The sequence below is a fragment of the Candidatus Cloacimonadota bacterium genome (genome assembly GCA_012516855.1).
Classification (GTDB): Bacteria; Cloacimonadota; Cloacimonadia; order Cloacimonadales; family Cloacimonadaceae; genus Syntrophosphaera.
This window is the reverse complement of record JAAYWB010000045.1, coordinates 1-17021: the sequence shown is the minus strand read 5'-3', so window position 1 is coordinate 17021 and position 17021 is coordinate 1. Positions and strand designations below refer to the sequence as shown.

Annotated in this window: 11 protein-coding genes, 1 tRNA gene and 1 pseudogene; 2 read left to right on the top strand and 11 right to left on the bottom strand. The window is 53.6% G+C overall.

Annotation, left to right across the window (positions count from 1 at the left end; genetic code table 11):
- Positions 1-4 precede the first annotated feature (4 nt).
- From GX466_04290 to GX466_04240, 11 genes and pseudogenes are all read right to left on the bottom strand, one after another.
- Positions 5-880 (bottom strand): RNA polymerase sigma factor RpoD/SigA, encoded by an 876-nt coding sequence (locus GX466_04290; GenBank protein NLH93421.1) that lies wholly within the window; start codon positions 878-880, stop codon positions 5-7.
- Between the two features lie 22 nt (positions 881-902).
- Entirely contained in the window at positions 903-2081 is a 1179-nt protein-coding gene (locus tag GX466_04285) for a LysM peptidoglycan-binding domain-containing protein (GenBank protein ID NLH93420.1), read from the bottom strand.
- Positions 2062-2331, bottom strand: a complete 270-nt coding sequence (locus tag GX466_04280) for an acylphosphatase (protein NLH93419.1) — start codon at positions 2329-2331, stop codon at positions 2062-2064. Before GX466_04280 ends, GX466_04285 begins: the two co-directional genes overlap by 20 nt.
- A 368-nt stretch (positions 2332-2699) precedes the next feature.
- Entirely contained in the window at positions 2700-3440 is a 741-nt protein-coding gene (gene phnC, locus GX466_04275) for a phosphonate ABC transporter ATP-binding protein (protein NLH93418.1), read from the bottom strand.
- 6 nt (positions 3441-3446) lie between these two features.
- Positions 3447-4376: a phosphate/phosphite/phosphonate ABC transporter substrate-binding protein gene (locus GX466_04270; GenBank protein NLH93417.1), complete on the bottom strand. Its 930-nt coding sequence runs from the start codon at positions 4374-4376 to the stop codon at positions 3447-3449.
- A 49-nt stretch (positions 4377-4425) separates the two neighbouring features.
- Positions 4426-5691, bottom strand: coding sequence for a DUF512 domain-containing protein (locus GX466_04265; GenBank protein ID NLH93416.1), 1266 nt, complete (start codon positions 5689-5691; stop codon positions 4426-4428).
- Positions 5692-5698: 7 nt separating this feature from the next.
- Positions 5699-6838, bottom strand: a complete 1140-nt coding sequence (locus GX466_04260; protein ID NLH93415.1) for an N-acetylmuramoyl-L-alanine amidase — start codon at positions 6836-6838, stop codon at positions 5699-5701.
- A gap of 52 nt (positions 6839-6890) precedes the next feature.
- Positions 6891-7781: pseudogene (locus GX466_04255) on the bottom strand (radical SAM protein).
- Entirely contained in the window at positions 7778-8170 is a 393-nt protein-coding gene (locus GX466_04250; GenBank protein NLH93414.1) for a cytidine deaminase, read from the bottom strand. Before GX466_04250 ends, GX466_04255 begins: the two are co-directional and overlap by 4 nt.
- Complete coding sequence (locus tag GX466_04245) at positions 8167-9273, bottom strand: sodium ion-translocating decarboxylase subunit beta (GenBank protein ID NLH93413.1); 1107 nt, start codon at positions 9271-9273, stop codon at positions 8167-8169. The genes GX466_04250 and GX466_04245 overlap by 4 nt, the downstream gene beginning before the upstream one ends.
- A gap of 502 nt (positions 9274-9775) precedes the next feature.
- A complete protein-coding gene (locus tag GX466_04240; GenBank protein NLH93412.1) occupies positions 9776-14152 on the bottom strand; it encodes a hypothetical protein in 4377 nt (1458 codons plus the stop codon).
- A 137-nt stretch (positions 14153-14289) separates the two neighbouring features.
- Here GX466_04240 and GX466_04235 point away from each other — a divergent pair, with 137 nt between their 5' ends.
- Both GX466_04235 and GX466_04230 read left to right on the top strand, forming a co-directional pair.
- Entirely contained in the window at positions 14290-16296 is a 2007-nt protein-coding gene (locus GX466_04235; GenBank protein ID NLH93411.1) for an OmpA family protein, read from the top strand.
- Between the two features lie 648 nt (positions 16297-16944).
- Positions 16945-17019: transfer RNA gene (locus GX466_04230), tRNA-Thr, on the top strand.
- Positions 17020-17021: the final 2 nt, after the last annotated feature.

Genomic DNA, 17021 nt, shown 5'->3' with positions numbered 1-17021 from the left:
AGGCTCAGGTGCTGTATTTTTCTATAAATTCGTCCACCAGGGCATCCTCCTCTGGCTTGAGGTCGGATAGAATTTTCTTCAGCGCTTCTTTCTGGATTTGGCGCACCCTTTCCCGCGAAAGCCCCATCTTTTCAGCGATCCGGGCAAAGTTCTGGGTTTCCTGCCCGGCGTTCAGGCCATAATAAGTGCGGATGATGTCAGCTTCGCGCTGGTCCAGCTTTTCGATGGCCCGGTTGATCTTATGCTGCAGGCGTTCGCGGTGATAAATCTGCTGAGGGTCGACCAAATCGTCGTCCGCGATCATGTCGCGGGTGGTAAATTCCTGGAAATCACCGTAGGAGATAAGTTCGTCGTATGAGGTCGTTTCGACCATCTGGTCTTGAAGCTGTTCGATGGATTTCTCCGTGATGTTCATCTTTTCGCTCAGTTCCTCATTGGATGGCTTGAGCCCGGTCTCGGCGTACATACGGTCCCGAGTGGCTTTCACCCGGTGGACGGAGCTTGATTTGCCCAGAGGCACGCGAATAAGGGAGCTTTTTTCCGAAACAGCCAGCATGATGCGCTGTTTTATCCACCAGATGGCGTAGGATATTAGTTTGATGTCTTTTTCCGGATCGAATTTCTCGATCGCTTTCAGCAGGCCGATGTTGCCTTCGCTGATCAGTTCGGAAAGGGAAAGGCCCCTGTTTTGGTAGCGGGCGGCTATCTTGACTACGAACTTGAGGTTCGCCTGCACCAACTGGTTTATGGCATCCTGGTCACCGGCTTTGGCCCGGACGCCCAGTTCGTATTCCTCTTCGCGGCTCAGGGCCTTAAACTTGGATATTTCCTTCAGGTAATTTTGCAGCGCCTGGTCCGCAAAAACATTTTCCCGGTTCATTAGGACCCGTTTGCCTTAAACATTATAACGGCAACACCTTGCGGGGATTTAGAGCCGTCCCCTTGACACGGTATTCAAAGTGCAGATGGGGGCCGGTGGAATTTCCGGTGGAGCCCATTCTGGCGATTTGCTGACCCTGGCTCACGTGGTCGCCCACGTTCACCAAGTTCTTTTCGTTGTGGGCGTAAACCGTCATCACAAAGTTCGGATGCTCGATCAGGACAACATTCCCGTAGCCGCGCTGAGTCCCGGAATAGACAACCACTCCGTCCAAAACCGCGTAGATCGGCGTTCCGGATTTGTTGGCGATGTCGATGCCCTTGTGGGGACGGCCACGGCGCATGCCAAATTCCGAGGTTACCCTGCCATTGGTTGGCATGATGCAATCAGTGCGGACCTTAGAGGTTGAGCCGGAGGCCTGGTCGGCAGGCGGAGTTCCGGTCAACCAGAGTTTCTGGCCCACGCTGATGTCGTTGGAAGAGAGGTTGTTGCGGGCTTTGATGTCGTCCACGGTGGTTCCGTGGGCCTTGGCGATGCTGAACAGGGTGTCTTTTCTCTTCACCACGTAAACCTGATCCAGCAGCAGTGTGTCGGCCGGGGCAGGCGTCGCGGCCTGGATTGTGGCTCCCTGTTCCGCCGGCTTCTCCTCCGCGGGGTTAAAACTTGCCGGGTCCTTGATGATAAGGCGATCACCCGGTTTTATCGGCGGGTTTTCAGCTGGAAGGTTGTTCCAGCGTAGAAAATCACTTGGTGTCAGTTTGTGGTTTACGGCTATGCGGAAAGCTGTTTCGCCCGCCTGCACAGTGTAGTAGTAATCGTCCGGAAGGTTGAGTTTGCTATGGTCGGGCGGTTCCGCTGGCGGCGGAGAAGGAGAGGTTTCTGTCTGGGCGGGCTTGACGGGGGGAGTTTTGAAATCCGGTTTGACGGGCTCAGCTTTTTTAATCTTCAAAACCTGCCCCACACCGATATTGTTGCTGGTAAGGCCGTTCAATTCCCAAATCTCTTCGATAGACACCTGGTATTTCTTGCTCAGCGAGTAAAGAGTGTCACCTTTTTGCACCTTATGGGTGACCATCTCCGCCGCCAACCAAACCGGCAGCAGTAAGGCCAACACCACAATGGACAGCTTCCATGCAGGCCCGCGGCGATGGCACGGACCGCCTGTCCCGCTTCGGGTCTTTTTATCGTATCGTAAAATCATCGTAAACAACCGTTTCGTCTTGTTCCCTGATGCGCAGCTCGCGCACATCAACAAACCTGTTGCCGGCACGCAGCAGCTCGCAGAATAGCTCAAGCTTGTCCCTGTCCCCGGTGGCTTCGATCAGCACGCTGCCGTCACCCTGGTTGCGAACCCAGCCAGTGAGCGAGCACCGCAGAGCGCAAGTCCGCGCGAATCTGCGGAAACCGACGAATTGGACGCGCCCCGTGGCTCGTAGTTCCCAAGTAAGCATATTCTACTCCATTTAAGGAAAAAAACTTTGTATTTCAACTGGGGATATTTGTCAAGGATTCGTTTTTAGGTTTTTGGCAGTTCCGTTTAGCAATGGTTGTTGCCCACTTTCTGTAGGTTTGGGCTTGGAAGTCAGTTGATTACCTGATGGTTCCGTCCTTAGCCCCATCCTGTCCGCCTATTTTGGGCCTCCCGCACACCTCCCGTCTGGAATGCGGGAGCCTTGAGGGAGGCAGGCAAGGGGCGAATGTGATGGGGCTAAGGACGGATCAGGTTTTTGGGAAGCGGGCTTATTCCGGCTTAGGGAATTTATCAGGCTTGCGCCGGAAATGGGATCAGGATGTCGGAAGAGTTTGCCTGAAAGGGAGCTTAGACCTCTTCCGCGTCCTGGCCGTAGATTTGTTTGAAGCGGGCGTTGTCTATCTCGACGGGCAGGCCCTCATAAACCTTTAGCCCGTCCTTGAGTGCGACAACGCGGTTGCCGTAGCGGCGGGCGAGGGAAAGGAAATGCAGCGAGCAGAGCACGGAGATGCCTTCGGAATTGATTTCAGCCAGATATTGCATGATGGAATCAGCGGTGGCGGGATCGAGGCTGGCAACGGGTTCGTCAGCCAGGACAATAGCCGGATTTTGCATCAGGGCCCGGGCGATGGCCACCCTTTGCTGCTGGCCGCCGGAGAGGCTTTTCACCTGCCGCTTGGCATATTTTTTCAAGCCCACCCGGTCCAGATTATGGTAGGCCGCGTCGATTTCCGAGGCGCTGTATTTGTCCAGCAAGCCGTGATATCCCAGCCGCCCCGTGAGCACATTGGTGAGCACGCTGAGGTTTTTTACAAGGTTGAACTGCTGAAAGACCATGGCGATGCTGCGGCGGTATCTTCGCAACTGAGTTGGTGACAGGGCGCGCACCGATTTTCCTTCGTAGAGGACGTCGCCCCCATCCGGCTCTATCAGCCTGTTTATGCAGCGCAGGAGGGTTGACTTGCCGCTGCCGGAGAGGCCCAGCAGGATGATGAAATCACCCTTTTGGACATCGAAGCTGACTTTGTCCAAAGCCCAGACCTTGTGGTCATAGGTTTTGCGAAGGTCTTTTATCTCGAGCTGAGCCATCCCGCCTCAGTCTTTGAGAAACTGCCTGGGGTCTTTGTCTAGCGCTTTAAGGGTCTGGCGCACAATGTCATAATCGGCATCGGTGGCGCGGGTTAGGCCGTCTATATCGTAAAGCTCTTTCATGATGGCCTGTCCGTCCTTGGTGCCGGCGAATTTCTCCAAAGCTTGCACCAGCTTTGTTTTCACCTCGTCAGGCATGCCTCGCCGGAAAGTGACTGTGTCGTTGGGAATGGAATCGGTGAGAGCCACTATTTTCAGCTTGGAAAAGACATCAGGATAGGTCTCCAGCAACTTTTCCCTGGCATCCATTGGTTTGCCGCTGGCATCTGGGGGCGACCAGTAGGTGCAGGCTGCGTCCGCTGTCCCGTTGTAAACTGCTGTGATTGCTTGCGGATGGCCTCCTGCGAGGGTGTATCTGGCTGGATTGATGCCCTGCTGTTTAAGAATGGCGGAAGGATAGATGTAGCCGGAGGTTGAAGCCGCGTCGGTGTATGCCACCACCTTTCCCTCGATTTGGCTCAGGCTGTCGATGCCGCTGTCGGCGCGGGCCACGAATTGCCCACAATATTTGTTCAGACCGTTGCGGATTGTCATGAACTGCACTTCAGCCTCGTATTTTTCCTCAGCCAACACGTAGGCGAAAGTTGGCAGCCAGGCCACATCGGCCTGATAGGCGCCGATGGCTTCCACCACGGCAGCATAACTGGTGGGCACGGCCACTTTGAATTTGTATCCGGTTTCCTGTTCCAGCCAGGCGGCGATGGCCTCTCCGCTGGTGACCACGGTGGAGGCTTCCATCGAGGGAACGAAATACATCTTGATCGGATTCTTCTTTGAACCGAGTTCAAGATTCGCCTTTTCCAGTTTGTCGGCTTCACTCATGCAGGAAGCCAGCAACAGGATGAGTGCCAAAACTATCAGTGCAGCTTGTTTCATAGGTTATTCTCCCGTTTTTGAGGTCGGATTGTTATGATTGTGTTATTGGTCAGATCCATTCCCAATCCTCGAAATACTGGTCCACCACTAGCAGTGGCCGGCCCAAGAGGTCACGGAATTCGATCTGGGAAACGTCGTCCAGGGTAATCCCGTCATGGTTGAAAATATTGGAAGGCACGATCAGGCCTTCGTTTCCGGTTGCATTGTGTTGTTCCAGAATGTCCTTCGCCGCGAGCAGACCGCTCACGCTAACCTGGCCTCCCAACCAGTTGTTGGCTATGGCTTTCACCCGCACAGAGGCTTTTTCCAGCTTTGGTTCCAGCCTGCTGGCCAGTTCTTTGATTGTGGATTCTGCCGAACGCGAGGTCAGCATCACTAAAGGCATCCCGGCTTTGTCCAGCTCTTTGATTAAGGCACTGCGGCGCCTGCGGAAATTCATCCTGCTGAGGCGGAGCATGCCGATCCCGTTTTCCAACTGGGGAAAATCCCCATAATAATGTTCGTCCGGAACAGACAGGCCTGCCATGACGTAAAGCTCGTCCGCGGCTTGGACTGGCTGGCCCTGCTGCCTGAAAGAATCGATGATGGTGATGGTTTCCGCCGCGAGCTCCGCTGTGAAGGGCTTAAGTTCTGTAAGGTTTTCCCGGAAACCGGTTAGGCCAACTGGCACCACTCCGATGGACAAAACATTCACGGAACCAGCCAGCAGATCGCTGAGAGTGGCGCGGAGCCGGTCTCCACAGTTGTATTGCGGCACACAGACTATTTGGAGGTGAAAGTCGATTCCCTGGCCGGAAAGGTAACGCAGGGTTTGAAGCAGGTCAAAATCAGTCCGGTAGCGCATCAGCTTCTTCCGAAGCATGGGATCGGTGCTATGCACGGAGACATAGAGCGGGCTGATATGCTGATTCACAATGCGTTTGAGCTGAGTGGGGCTCAGGTTGTTCAGCGTGATGTAATTCCCGAATACGTAGGAAAAGAGATAGTCGTCATCTTTTTGATAGAGGGTGGGGCGCAATCCGGACGGCAACTGGTCGATGAAGCAAAAAACGCAGCTGTTGGCGCAGGAAGCAACTTCGTGGGGTTCTGGCTCAATGCCCAGGGGCTTGTTCGGCTGGCGCAGCAAGGTGAGAATTCTACAGTTACTGTCTGAACCCTTCAGTTCAAACTCAAGCTGGTAATCGTTGCCGTAATACTCAAGGTCGAAAAAGTCGTTGATGGGCATGGCGTTGATGCTGAGAATGGTATCGCCGTCCTTGATCCCGGCTTTGGCGGCTGGGCTGCGGGGTTGGACTTTCATCACTTTCAGCGGCATGGATGCTTCAATTGGTCTTGAGAACCCTGTCGTAGCTGTATTTGAAGCGCTTGATGCCTTCAAAGATGGTGCGGGACATGCGTTCCTGATACTGTTTGTTGGCCAGTGCAGCTTCCTCGTTGAGGTTTGAGATGAATCCCATCTCGATCAGGATGGCGGGCATGAAGGCTCCTCGTAAAACGTAAAAGCTGGCTTGTTTCACGCCCCGGTCCTGGCCTTGCACTCCTGAAACCATGTTGCGCTGGACCAGGGTTGCCAGTTCGTTGCTGTATTCCTGATATGTGGTCTGGCTCAGGTCGCTGAGGATGAAGTCAAGCGCGTCGTACTTTTTCTTTGCCCCGGCTCCTTCGTAAAGCTCAACCACGTCGTTTTCCAGAGCTTCCTCGGCCCGTGAATCGGAAGTGGAAGAGGTTGAAAGATAGTATGTTTCGAGGCCTTTTGCGCTGCGGTTTTTGGAGGCGTTGGTGTGCAGGCTCACAAACAGGTCGGCCTTTTTGTCCATGGCAAATTTGGTTCGCCCTGAAAGGGGAATGAAGCGGTCATCGGAGCGGGTCATCAGCACCTCCACACCCAGCTCTTTTTCCAGCATCGATTTCAGCATGAGGCCCACGTTCAGGTTAATGTCCTTTTCTCGGGTCCCGTTTTTCCCCACCGCGCCGGGGTCTTTACCGCCATGGCCAGGGTCAAGCACGATGCGGACCACGCCTTTGTCCACTGGGCGGGGTATGTGTAACACCTTGTCTTTGAGATAGATATCCTTTGGGAAGTGAAGCGGCAGGTTCTGCAGGAAGAAGGTTTCCGGAAGATAGTATTCAGCACCCATCTGCAAAAAGGGGTACTGCATGTTGAACACACCCTCTGCAAAACTGTAATAAGGCGAGTTGGTGATGAAAGTGAACTGCTGGCCATTGTACCAGATGTTTATACGGTGGTCGTTATACTCGCTGTATTCAACCCTGATCATGGATTGGAGCAGCGTGTTCATCTTTTCCAGCGCCACGTAGGAACGGTTTTCCAGGGTTTGAGTGGGCAGTTTTTTGGGAATCTTGGCAGGCATGTAGAGCAGATTGATGTCGGCGCCAAGAAAAGAGGCCCAACATGAGAGCAGGATCATGCCCAGAAGCATGGCTTTGAATCTATTTGGCATTATGTGTTTTTCCGTGAAAATGGGTGATGGGTTCATCTGGTCCGGATTTTTCCGGTGAAAAAGCCGGGGTCCAGTCTGGTGAGGGGTCGAGTTCCTGAGCGTAAACATCGGTAAAACCAAGGTTCATGGCCAGATCCAGCGACTCGGCGTATTCCTCGGGATGAAGACCGCGGGCCAGTTCGGGGATGTTTTGAGCCGCGGCTGTAGGATAGTATTGGGCCATCAGACTGAGGGAAACACCCTCGCCCAGGGTTTCGCGCAGGGTGTAGAGCAGGTCACGCGTGCCGGCCAGACGGTTGGGCAGCACCAGATGCCGCACCAGAAGCCCGCGAAGGGCCAATCCGCTATTGGATATCACAAGCTTACCTACCTGGCTCTGCATTACTTGCACGGCTTTCAAGGATATGGCTGGATAATCCCTTGCTTGGGAGTATGTTAGGGAATAGGCTGGATGCGCGTATTTGAGGTCAGGCAAATAGATGTCCACCAGCCCGGCCAGGGTTTGAAGGGATTCGACGGTTTCATAAGCGTTGCTGTTCCAAACCACTGGGATAGAGAGGCCTCCGGCCCGAGCCAGCTTTATCGCTGTAGCAAGCTGAGGTGTGTATTGCGTTGGTGAGACCAGATTTACATTGTGGGCTCCGGCTTTCTGCAAACGTAGCATCATCCCGGCGCAATCCTCTTCGCTGATCTCACTGCCCCAGCCCAGATGTGATATCTGGTGGTTCTGACAAAAAACGCAGCGAAGGTTGCAATAGGAAAGGAAAATGGTGCCGCTGCCTCCGGTGCCGCTGAGAACAGGTTCCTCGCCGTGATGCAGGTGCGCGCTGTTTACCTTGATTGATGCTCCCGCTCCGCAGAATCCTGTGCCTTCGTAACGGTTCACGCCACAGTTTTGGGGGCAGACCCGGCAATGGAGCAATTCGGGAAGGCTGGATTTCATTCTTCTCTTAGGCTAAATGCTTGGGGCAGGAGGGATTCCAGGTCGCTGCTGATGCTGCCAAGGCGATTGGCATAGAGGATTTGCAGGCGGGGGCTGAATTCCGCCAAAACCTGACGGCAAGCACCGCAGGGAGGGAACATCTCATCAGAATCCACATAGATGGCAATGGCAAGGAAATCCCGCTTGCCTTGATTCACAGCGGCGAAGAGGGCATTGCGCTCGGCGCAGATGGTCAGGGAATAAGATGAATTTTCCACGTTGCAGCCTGTGACCACGCTGCCATCAGCGCAGAGTAGAGCGGCCCCCACCCGGAACCCGGAATAAGGCGCGTAAGCCTTTTCCATCGCGGCCTGGGCCTGCTCCAGTAAAGCGTCAAGATCAATGCTCATGCATTCCCCAACAGCGCCAGAATGAGGCCGCCGGCGATCACAGAACCGATCTGGCCGCCCACGTTGACGCTCACAGCCGGCATCAGCAGGAAGTTGAAGGGGTCTTCTTTTTGCCCCATCTGATGGATAACCCTCGCGGACATCGGAAAGGCCGATATCCCGCAGGCTCCGATCATCGGGTTTATCTTGTTCTTGCGGAAAAGGTTAATGAATTTTGCGAAGAGCACTCCGCCGGCGGTATCGAAAATGAAGGCCACCAGCCCAAGTATGAATATCAGAAGGGTTTGCGGCCTCAGGAAAGCCTCTCCGCGCATCGTGGAGGCGATGCTGATGCCCAGAAAGATCGTCACCAAGTTGGCCAGTTCATTCTGCGCTGATTTGGACAGACTTTCCAGCACGCCGCATTCGCGGATCAGGTTACCGAACATCAAAAAGCCGATCAGCGCCGCTGAAGCCGGCACAAAAATCCCGGCGATCAGCGTGATGGCGATGGGGAAGATGATTTTCACCACTTTGGGAACTTCCCCGGCCTGGTAGTCCATGCGGATCTTGCGTTCTTCCTTGGAGGTAAGCAGTTTGATCACAGGCGGTTGGATGATGGGCACCAAAGCCATGTAGGAATAGGCAGCCACGGAAATCGCCGGCAGCAGGTCCTGCGCGAAACGGTTGGCCACGTAAATCGAGGTGGGGCCGTCAGCCGCGCCGATGATGCCGATCGCGCCAGCCTGTTTCAGGCTGAAGCCAAGCAGGGTGGCAGCGGAAAAGGTCACGAAGATGCCTAGTTGAGCCGCCGCGCCGAAAAGCAGCATGAAAGGGTTTTTGAGCAGGGGCGTGAAGTCTATCATGGCGCCGATGCCGATGAAGATCAGCAGCGGGAAAAGCTCTGTGGCGATGCCTGCATTGAACAGGATCTGCAGCGGTCCGTGCTCTCCCACAGCCGCGGAGAAGGGTATATTCGTGAGAATGGTCCCAAACCCGATTGGCAGCAGCAGGGTCGGCTCATATTTTTTCGCGATGGCCAGCCAGATCAGCACCAAGCCGATCAGGATCATCACCGCCTGTTGCCACTGGAAGGCCAGGATTCCACCAAATAATGCTTGCATCAATAACTCCAGATATTTTCACTCAAAAATCCATAAATTCCGGCGCTGTCCTCTTTGTCAATGAATATATCCGTCCATACGCTCTCGCGGTCAGTTTGGCTCCTTCGATGAGTATTACCGGCAGATGTTACTTTTCCTGCTCATTCTTCGTAACCTTCCGTCGGTTACACCCTGAGCGCCCGCGTCCATCCCTCTCCCACGCCTCTCGCATGATACCCGCATCAAATGCGGGCATTGTGCGGGAGGCGCTTCCGGAACACAGGGCAAGGCCTTAACGGCCAGACGGCGTCGCTTCTCCCTGATTATACGCTGGAGTCGAGCAAGTGACAAGCATCGACGGCAGCAGTGGATGATTTCCACAACATATCCTGTCGTCCGTGCTCACTTCGTTCGCTGGACGCCAGGATGTCCGCGGATTGTTTCTACCTGGCTTGAAAGAGGGTCGAAAAAAACGGGCTGCCGGCTTGGCGGCTGGCAGCCCGCATATTGCATCAGACGGTGTTCAGAGTATTGCGGATACTTTGAAGAAATGTCTGTTTTCAGTGAAGTAATCAGCCGGAATCCGCCAGACATTGGCTTCTGATCCGGTGCCGAAGGTTCCCGCGTTAGTGATCAGCCCATAGCTACCGAAGGGGTCGGAACATCCATAAACAACATAGGATTGAGCGCCCGAAACCGGCGTAATTGTTAGCTTGAGGTAAGCCCCTTCCAGCGCGATGGTGGTTGTTCCTTCCACATGGGCGTGGATGATAACAGCGTTGCTGGTAACAGGATAATCCACGCTGATCTCTGAGGCAGCAATGGTTACTGAGAAAGCCGGATAATTGACGTCGAAATCCGCTCCGGTGTAAGCCAGCGTGATGGTTGCCGTGGTCGAATTGACGTAACTGACGCTTTGTACGCTTAGCCCCATTGGAGCGTTGTTTAGGGTGAAATTGGCAGCAATCAGCACGTTGTCGTGGAAAGTGGAATCGGAAAGTGTCAAAGTGATGATCGCTCCATCGAGATTCACCTCTTCCAGGGTTTGTGAGGGCGTTATGGTCGCAGTCGCGGTCACAGGGCTTTCCAGCACAACTTGCATATAGGGTGACCACATCCCGTAGTCGTCCTCAAAATAGCTGCGGAGCCTGTAATAATATGTCCCGCCAGCGTTTAGGCCGGTGATTGCTTTGGAGGTGGACAGGTTCACGTTCAAGTTGGAGTAACCGCTAACGATATTGGTAAAGAGGCTGTCCGTTGCAACCTGCAGATAGTATTTGGTGGCGGTGATGGGAACACTCCAGTTGGCTGTGAAACCGTTGGCGGTGATGTCGGAATTGAACAGCGGACAGGGCGCCCAAATCCTGGCAGCGTAACCGGGCATGTCTATGAAGGGATTGCGGTTGCCCTGACGCTCCGCGATCCTGTTGTTGCGGCGGATTTCCCAGGCGTCGGGAGGATCGGAAACATGCCATTGCAGCAGAGTTGCCAGCTTTCCATAATAGGGAAGGTTTTGACTTTGGTCGGTATAAACATGGTCAACCAATTCCAGATCATAGGAGGTGTCCGTTCCCTCATAACGCACAGCCATATACATGATTATGCGGGCCACGTCACCCTTGTCTTCCGGACGGGGTTCCCAAGTGTTGTAGGTCTGGTAACAGCCTGTGGCACCGGAATATCCGGGCGGGGGAGAGTCATCGGTTACTGCCGTTCCGCCATTGTCGAAGTCTTTGTTGCTCTTGGAGGAATTTACCGTTGCATCGCAGGGACGGAGATGGTGCAAGTCTGTTCCGGCGGGGGCTGTGTCGCCAAAACCTCCGTGGCTCTTGCTCCAGGTATGTTCCTTGTTCCAGTCGGTGGCATCGCTTCCATAGGAATCGCCATCGATGCTCCAGCCGGTGTAGAGCTCGATCACCTTGTTGGAATTGTTGGGATCCTGGTCAGTGTACTTGAGTTGATTTGTTGTGGATGTATAGGAATATTGGGTGGTGTGAGTGGTACGCAAAAGGTCGTGCAGCAATCCTTTGATCGTGGTGCCGTAGCCGTATATGTTTGCGTAGTAACCACTGCCCGCCGACGAGGTGGTGGTTATCGATTTGGGGTTGTTTGTGGCGGTGGAGCTGAGGTATTTGGTGTCGATGCCATTGCCGTTGTATTCGTAAACCCGGAACCAGTAGACTGTGTTTGGGTTGAGGTTGGTGACCATAACTCCGTTGTAGGGTTCGCCTTCGATGTATTCGGTGGCGCCGTTGAAAACCACCTGTTCGCCGGAGCCCAGGTAATATGAGTTGGCATGGTAGGTAAATCCGTCCACGGGGTTACTGAAGCTGTTGGCTGTGTTGACCTTGACCAGGCGGTAAGTTCCGTTGCCGGGGGTCCATTCCGCCGTGATGGAGGTGTAGGCTGGATATCCGGTGATGTTTGAGGCTTGAACCGTAGGCGTGGTAATGATTTCACTGGTTACCCGACCGGATACGTAAAGATTGACGTCAGTAGCTCCAGGGCTGGAATGGACTATGTTTCCGCTCCAGGAACCCGGGGTGCCTGTCAGCCTCACATAGACATTTCCGCTGAAGGAGGATGATACATTGGCACTGCCGGTTAGATAGCTGCTCCCTCCGTTGGTGGAAAGTTCGAATCCGGCTGGGATGGAGATGCTGATGTTTCCAGTTAAGTTGGCTGAGGAAAGATGGTAATGCTGCGCGGCGGAAGGAACACCCTCGGTTGAACTGAACTGGTCGAAAGTGTGGTTTGCATAGATCATCGGCGTTGTGCTGGAAGTGGTGGTTACGTCGATTTCATTGGAATTGGCGCTGGTCCCGTGCAGGTTGACTGCCCGCACCCGGTAATGATAATCTGTGTTCTCGTTCAGGCCGGTCACCAGATAACTTGTGACGCTGCTTACATCGAGGTTCTGGTAACCAGGAACGTAGCTGATGGCCTTGCTGCCATAGGTGTGGGAACCAAGATAGGTAAAGGTGTCTTGACTGTAGCTGTCCCACTCCGTGGCTAGGGTTGGGAATCCTGATGCTGGGTTGGAGGTAACTCCACCGGATACGGAGCTTTTACGCACCAAAGTTTTTTCAACCGTAACATAAGGATCTGTGCCCCAATAACTCGGGTTTGTTGGCCTCTCACCAATGCAGCCAAAGATGTCAGAGTAGGAAGCAGTGGTTTCGTTCCATAATGCTAGAGCATCATCACCATTGTAATTAGTAACGGCAGATGTAGTGTCAGCGACTGCTATAATGGTTGAGCTGGCTTGGGAGTTGGCAATCACGTATACATCATTGTTAGCTAGGGTTCCTGACAGCGCTAGGGTGTTTGTTGGCGTAGATGCACCATTTGAATAAAGATATACGGTGTAATTGCTCAGGTCAACCTCAGCACCTGTGCCGTTGTATATTTCGATTGCTTTGTTGTTACTTGTTCCTTCAATATACTCCGAAAAGAAGAGGTCACTGATATCCGATCCTGTATAAACATCAAGCCTGTAACTGCTGGCGTAAGGGACAGTGTTCCAGTTGGCGGTGAAACTCGAAGGTCCAACAGAGGTAGCTGAGGTGGCTATCGGTGCTTCAGGAGCCGCGCCGGAACTTACAGAACCGCTGCAGGTTACATACGCCGTGGCAGCGCCTTGAGAGCTTACGCTGATGTTTTCAGCGTTGTAAGTTCCCGTTTCCAATCCTGCTTTCAATCTCACATAGATTGTGGTGGGGGGAATATCTCCTCTGGTCGGAGATACAGTCAAACTGGGACCAAATCCGCTGCTAGAGGTGGCGGAAATCTCATAATGGGCTGGAGCCAAGACGCTTATATCTGAAACAATATTAACTCCGCTGACCGTGAAGCTTTGCTCTTCAGAAGGTCCCAAGCCTGCCATATAAGAAAAACCGCTCAGGGCCGAGGGATAGACATAAACGGCGGAATTTGGCGTGACTTGAACGGTGATGTTGTCGAAAAAGGCGGTCTGGTTGGCCGATGTGGAGCCCTGCCAGTATGCGCCCAGATATTCAAGCGCGACTGAAGTGTAGGTTGCGTCAATAGCGGTTCCCTGTGAAACCAATGTGCCGGATTTGGGGTCGGCAAAACCGGATGTTCCGTCATTACGAAGGAACATTTCCCAAGTGTTGGTGTCAGGGTCGTAGGTGACTTTTACGCTCAGGCATTCATTGCCAAAATCAGTCAGTCCTGAAGTGTTGCTGACGATGAGGTTAGTTAGGGAATTGATGCCGGCGCTATATTTTACCAGCCTGAGTGGGTCGGTCGAGCCGGTTTGCCCCAGGGCCAGGGCGTAGCCGGTACCGCTATTATTGGCGGTGGTGGAGGTGCCTGCCAAGATGAAGGCCACACCATAGTTTCCGCTGCCAAAACCTGACGGGTCAGTTCGGATTTGCCTAAGGTTCACGTACCAGGTCACCAGGCCGTCAATACTGCTCAGAGTTGTGTTGTAGGGAGCAGAAAACCCTGAAGTGGGAGCATGGGCAAAGACCCAGCCTGCAGCATTGGTTGTTCCACTGGCGTCGTTGGTTAGTTCCAGTTGGGCCGGATTGCTGTTGCGACGGGCGCCCCAGTCAACTCCAGAACGGTTCACGGACCAGGCGCTGGAGCCGATCGGGCCGCCGGTGGTCCAACCGGTGTTTTGATTATCGGAAAAATCGTCAGAAAAAACGGTGATTTGCGCGAATCCCGCGGAAATTGACAGGGCGAGGAACAGAAGTAGCAATAACTGTTTCATGTAATCTCCAAAACCAAGGCGATCCTTGCCTTTTGGCAGAGAATCAGCTCCCGGGTCTGCTATGTAATTATCCCTCAAATGCTTGTATATGGAATCGGTTAGTTTTTGGCAGTCTGAGGGGATACAAACCATAATGCAATTATGGTTCCACAATTGCATCTGATTCTGGGTAAAGGGACATTTGTGGAATATAATACACAGGTTGCAAGCAAAATGGAAATTTAGTGCTTGACATTATTGCTGCCGGCACATAGTTTGGAATCGAATGGGAGAAACTTAATTTAATTGAGGTAAACATGAGTAAAATATCCAAAACTCTTCTTATTACACTGTTGCTGCTGGCTCTAATGCCGGCGATCCATGCTTTTGAAAGCACCCTCACAATAGAAGGGGGAGTTGGCATTCCATTAGATGACATCGAGGGAACCAACAAAATGAAAGGCGCCTGGGCGCTCAGTTGGGATGCCTGGATGATCAAAGACTGGCTGGGCGTAGGTATCAGCCCATGGTTCGCCAATGTCGAAGTTGAGGGTGACGATCCCAACGAATCCTATTTTTCCTCTCTGGAAGGAATCAATCTGTATCTGAAGCTGCGCCCCACCAAGGCAGGCGCGCTTAACTTTCAGGAAAAGGCCCTCGTAAGGCGCATTTCTCCGTTCGTGGCCCTGGGCGGAGGCTGGTCCACCCACGGCAGCAGAGACGAAAATGGCGTTGGCAGCAATCCCAGCGTTCCGGCAGGCTTCAGGGGCCATTTCACCCTGCCCCACGCCGCGGCCGGCATTTCCTTCCTCTCCAAGTGGAACACCACTCTGGACCTGGGAGTCAAATACGACCTTTTCACAAAGGACAACATTGACCTTACCGATAATGCGGGCAACCATTTTGAAAATGACGCCCTGCTCACGCCCTACGTTGGCCTCGGCATCCATTTTGGCACCCCGATCGCCGTTCCGGAACTGATCTATGACGGCAAGCTGGACGCATTCAGCACCGTGGTGGGAACTCCTTCCGCCGCCCAATCCTACAAGCTGAAAGGCAAAAACCTCAAAGGCGACATTGATCTGGTAGCTCCCGAAGGTTTTGTTCTTTCCATCGACGGCGGCAAGGTTTGGGCCAAATCGGTCCGCGTGCCGGCTGACTTTGACGGTGATATTTGGGTGCGCCTGACCGGTGAAAAAGCCGGGACTTACGATGGCAGCATCGGCCACCAGAGCAAAGGTACGGGCGGTCTGTCCTGGCCAGTGAACGGCGTGGTTCGCGAACCCCTGTTGCCCACCCTGTCGCTGGTTTCATCCGGCCTGGGCACTTTCTCCACCGAGCTGGGAACTCCCTCCGCGCCCCAGAGCTACAAGATCAAGGCCAAAGACCTCACAGGTGACATCGTTATCAACGCCCCCGCGGGCTTTGAGTTTTCCCTCGACGGCGGCAAGACCTACGCCAGTTCAATGCGCGTTCCGGCTGGCTTCGACAAGGATATCCTGGTTCGTCTGACCGGTTCCAATCCTGGCGATTTCAGCGGAAACATCAGCCACACCAGCCCTGGCGTGCCAACCTTAAACGTCCCGGTGACGGGCACCGTGACTGCGCCGGAAGTTCCCTCCATCATCTTGCAGACAGGCAAGTTAAACACGTTTTCCACCGAAGTGGGAACTCCCTCCGCTGCCCAAAGCTACAAGATAAAGGGCAACAACCTCACTGGCGACATCATGATCGACGCGCCGAAGGGATTTGAGATCTCGATCGACGGCGGCAAGACCTGGAAGACTTCTGTCAACGTTCCGGCAGGATTTGACAAAGATATCCTGGTTCGCCTCACCGGAGCCCAAACCGGTAAATTTGAAGGTAATATCTCTCACGCCAGCCCTGGCGCCGGGACTTTCAACCTCCCTGTGAACGGAACGGTCAAAGAAGCCGTCAAACCGGAAGAACCAGAACAGGGCAACCCCATCCTCGATCAATTGGAGCAGGACCTGCTGAAACACACTGTGCATTTTGACACCAACCTCTACACTATCCGCGACGGCGACAAACCCTTCCTGGACCGCGTGGCTGAAGCCCTCAAAAAGCTGCCCGAGATCATGATCGAAATCCAGGGGCACACCGACTCCACAGGTAGCGACAAAATCAACGAACCGCTTTCCTACAACCGGGCCAAGGTGGTGAAAGACTACCTCGTGGCCAGAGGCGTGGACGCTGAACAGATCGAAAGCAAGGGCTACAGCTCCAAGGTTCCCGTCGCTTCGAATGAAACGGCGGATGGCAAACAAGAGAACCGCCGCGCTCAGATGGTGATCATTAAGTAACGAACACTTCCACAATAATAAATCTCAATCGGGACCCGTTTCACGCGGGTCCCTTTTTTTGGCTATCTTCAAAACCGAATGGGTAAAGCCAGGAGGCAAAAGAAATGCTGACCCATCCTAATGTCCTGTCAGCCAGGCCCTGAGCGCTCGCTTCCATCCACCTCCCATGCTTCCCGCAAGATGCTCGCATCAAATGCGGGTATTATACGGGAGGCGCATCCGTAACATAGTATAGGGCCTTTATGGCCAGACCGCATCGATCCGCTTGTTAGCAAGGACATCGGGCTGGGATGATGGCAGCGCAATCCGCTCTATCTGAATAGAGGCTATCCAGATAAGTGATTCCTGTCAATTCCGCTCAACATACCACTATCAAAAGGGATTTGCCCGCCAGGTGAAAGCAAGGGATGTCGGGCGGATTCGCGCAGCTTGAGAAATTGGCATGGGTGTATCTTCGGTAAAAGCTTCCTTTCATCTTCTCAGCGGGCAGGGGAGAGGAATTTCGGCAAAGCAGAAAAAGGTCTTCTTGACAAAAAATGGGGTGGCAAATTGTTTGAGCCGAACCGGGATTTTCGGTTACGACATAGAGTGCAGCAAGAAAAGTGATTGACAAAAAACAGGTGCTGAAATTGCATGGAAAATCTTGACGCCGATGTAGCTCAATGGCAGAGCAATTGATTTGTAATCAATAGGTTGGGGGTTCAACTCCCTTCATCGGCTCCATA

Coding starts and splice junctions, on each gene's coding strand:
- GX466_04260 (NLH93415.1), bottom strand. CDS start 6,838: ATGCCAAATAGATTCAAAGCCATGCTTCTGGGCATGATCCTGCTCTCA.
- GX466_04285 (NLH93420.1), bottom strand. CDS start 2,081: ATGATTTTACGATACGATAAAAAGACCCGAAGCGGGACAGGCGGTCCG.
- GX466_04290 (NLH93421.1), bottom strand. CDS start 880: ATGAACCGGGAAAATGTTTTTGCGGACCAGGCGCTGCAAAATTACCTG.
- GX466_04265 (NLH93416.1), bottom strand. CDS start 5,691: ATGCCGCTGAAAGTGATGAAAGTCCAACCCCGCAGCCCAGCCGCCAAA.
- phnC (NLH93418.1), bottom strand. CDS start 3,440: ATGGCTCAGCTCGAGATAAAAGACCTTCGCAAAACCTATGACCACAAG.
- GX466_04250 (NLH93414.1), bottom strand. CDS start 8,170: ATGAGCATTGATCTTGACGCTTTACTGGAGCAGGCCCAGGCCGCGATG.
- GX466_04245 (NLH93413.1), bottom strand. CDS start 9,273: ATGCAAGCATTATTTGGTGGAATCCTGGCCTTCCAGTGGCAACAGGCG.
- GX466_04240 (NLH93412.1), bottom strand. CDS start 14,152: ATGCAATTGTGGAACCATAATTGCATTATGGTTTGTATCCCCTCAGAC.
- GX466_04280 (NLH93419.1), bottom strand. CDS start 2,331: ATGCTTACTTGGGAACTACGAGCCACGGGGCGCGTCCAATTCGTCGGT.
- GX466_04235 (NLH93411.1), top strand. CDS start 14,290: ATGAGTAAAATATCCAAAACTCTTCTTATTACACTGTTGCTGCTGGCT.
- GX466_04270 (NLH93417.1), bottom strand. CDS start 4,376: ATGAAACAAGCTGCACTGATAGTTTTGGCACTCATCCTGTTGCTGGCT.